This is a genomic window from Massilia sp. UYP34 (assembly GCF_056279385.1).
Map to the genome: position 1 here is coordinate 1 of NZ_JBWBRF010000049.1, position 1,987 is coordinate 1,987.

The 1,987-nt window shown below is 60.8% G+C and carries 2 protein-coding genes; one reads left to right on the top strand and one right to left on the bottom strand.

Annotated elements, in window-relative coordinates:
* Positions 1-289 precede the first annotated feature (289 nt).
* Positions 290-1,135 carry an SDR family oxidoreductase gene (locus ACZ9AQ_RS24105; RefSeq protein ID WP_285383208.1) on the bottom strand — a complete coding sequence of 282 codons (846 nt, stop codon included), beginning with the start codon at positions 1,133-1,135 and terminating at the stop codon, positions 290-292.
* Between the two features lie 98 nt (positions 1,136-1,233).
* Here ACZ9AQ_RS24105 and ACZ9AQ_RS24110 point away from each other — a divergent pair, with 98 nt between their 5' ends.
* Positions 1,234-1,632, top strand: coding sequence for a winged helix-turn-helix transcriptional regulator (locus ACZ9AQ_RS24110; RefSeq protein WP_285383209.1), 399 nt, complete (start codon positions 1,234-1,236; stop codon positions 1,630-1,632).
* The last annotated feature ends 355 nt before the right edge of the window (positions 1,633-1,987 follow it).

Below are 1,987 nucleotides of genomic sequence, written 5' to 3' on the forward strand. Positions count from 1 at the left end.
GTCGTGCGGTACTTCTGTGGAGCTGGTTTCATCCTGCTCAGGCTAACAGACCTACGCCTTATACCCTGGCCGAGCCTGATTTACGCAACAAAGCCCATCCAATGGTTAATCAAGGTCGTGCATACGCCTGAGGCAGACGGACGGATGATTACGCTGATTCGGGGAGTTTCCGTGGCGGCGTCTGTCGATTTGACACCCCGCCTCAGGCTTGTCCCACTGAGCGATTTGCCAGACAGCCCTCAATGAAGCTTGGGTAATCCAGCCGCCGGGACGGCCGGATCGAACGCGCTCAGGCGAGCGCTTGCCTGACGCTGTCGGCCAGCGATGTGGTCGGACGGCCGATCAACTTGGACAGCTGGCGGCCATCGTCGAACAATGCGCCTTGCGAGGCGCCTACGTCCCACGATGCGATGGCCGCGGCGAAGCCCTCCGGCAGACCCGCGCCCTTGAGCGCGGCCGCGTAGTCGGCTTCCGGAATGTTCACATAGGGGATGTCCTTGCCGGTCTGGCTGGAGATCTCGGCGGCGAGTTCCGCCAGCGTGTAGGCATTGTCGCCGGCCAGCTCGTAGGTGATGCCGCTGTGCGCTTCGTTCGTCAAGGCCACGACAGCCGCTTCGGCATAGTCGGCACGTGCGGCGGAAGCGATCTTTCCGTCGCCGGCGCTGCCGTAGAACGCGCCATTGGCCAGGGCCGGGGTAATAGAACCCGTGTAGTTTTCCGTGTACCAGCCATTGCGCAGGATGGTGTACTGCAGGCCTGATGCCTTCAGGTCGGCTTCGGTCTGGACGTGCTCCGGTGCCAGGTTCAGCGGCGAGCGGTCGGCGCGCAGCAGGCTCGTGTACACGATGCGCTTGACGCCGGCTTTCTTTGCGGCATTGATCACGTTGGCGTGCTGGGTCGCACGCTGGCCGATTTCGTTGCCCGAGATGAGCAGCAGCGTATCGATACCGGCGAGGGCGGCCTCGAGCGTGGCCGGCTGGGTGTAGTCGGCCACGCGGACGGCGACGTCCAGATCCCTGGCTTTTTCGGTGTTACGGACGAGACCGACGATGTTGTCAGTCGCGACCTTCTGTTTGAGTTTGCCGATCACGAGGCGGCCCAGTTGGCCGGTTGCGCCACTTACTGCAATAGTCATGGTTTACTCCTTCAAGGGTTCGATGTGGACGAGGCCCGATTATATGAACTATACTTCTCTTTAGGAAGTACGCACACAAATGTTAGTTAGAGATAACCATGTCTGATTTTTCCCCCGAACCTGAACACGGCACGTTCTCCGAGCGCCTCATGCGCGGCAACGTGATGGCCGCCGCCTGCCCGTCGCGCGAAATCCTGAAGCATCTGACCAGCCGCTGGGGCGTGCTCGTGCTGATCGCCCTGATGCCTGGTAAGCAGCGCTTCAGCGACCTGCGGCGTTGCATCGGCGGCGTCAGCGAACGCATGCTAGCGCAAACCCTGCAATGGCTGGAGGCAGACGGCATGGTCGACCGCAAGGACTTCAAGACCGTGCCGCCCCATGTCGAGTACACGCTAACGCCGATCGGACTGGAAGCTGCGGAAAAGGTGCAGGGTCTGGTTGAGTGGCTCGAAATCATGCTACCCGACATTCTCGAATCTCGTCCCGCCGCGCACTGAGATCCTCGCGCCAGCCCGTGATCCGTCCCGTGTCGCTCTCGAACACGTCGAGCGCGAGGCTGACCGAATGGTCGACGAGGCGCGTCAGCTCATCCGCTTGACCGCAGAGTACCGCAGCTAATCCCAGTTTTTAGGCTAGTTCAGACGCAGCTACATTCAACGTTGTGTCCGCTCTTGGCCGAACTCGGCCGTCCAATGCTTCAATGTATGCCATACGTTGTCTGCGGAGCAACTGCCTAGAGAAACGGGCTCTGGTGCAGACCTGCAGCTCAGCTAGAATGACGGCCTTTGCCTAACATGCGTAGTCACGCGAGCACGAGCGACCTGTTCAAGGGCCGACACTTCGAACAAGAGA

Coding starts and splice junctions, on each gene's coding strand:
- ACZ9AQ_RS24110 (WP_285383209.1), top strand. CDS start 1,234: ATGTCTGATTTTTCCCCCGAACCTGAACACGGCACGTTCTCCGAGCGC.
- ACZ9AQ_RS24105 (WP_285383208.1), bottom strand. CDS start 1,135: ATGACTATTGCAGTAAGTGGCGCAACCGGCCAACTGGGCCGCCTCGTG.